1 protein-coding gene is annotated in these 283 nt (G+C 67.1%); it reads right to left on the reverse strand.

Annotated features, from left to right (window positions below; translation table 11 throughout):
- The coding region (locus AC1RP1_RS08275; protein WP_481762765.1) for a hypothetical protein at positions 1–283 on the reverse strand (283 nt) is incomplete at both ends.

A 283-nucleotide genomic window follows, 5' to 3' on the forward strand; every position in this document is an offset into this window, starting at 1 on the left:
GGGTGGTGTCACCAGGTAGGGACGCCTCTCGGTCGGAGCGTGCATACGGCGAGCTCCAGAACTGTTCTGCACGGCCGCCGTCGTCGGGCGGCACGATCCGGGCCAGCAGGAGTGACTGCGACGCGGCATGGAACTCGTCCCCGGTCCACATGTACTCGACAGTGCGCGTGCCCGTCGCATCGCAGTGGACGGTGATGTCGCCACCCGAGAAGGCGAACAGCACGAACCGTCCCGAGAGCCGATCGAGCGACTCCAGTTCGGTCCCTCGCCGCCAGTCGTCGAT

This window comes from Dellaglioa sp. CoH-56-MRSF-13 (assembly GCF_056782095.1).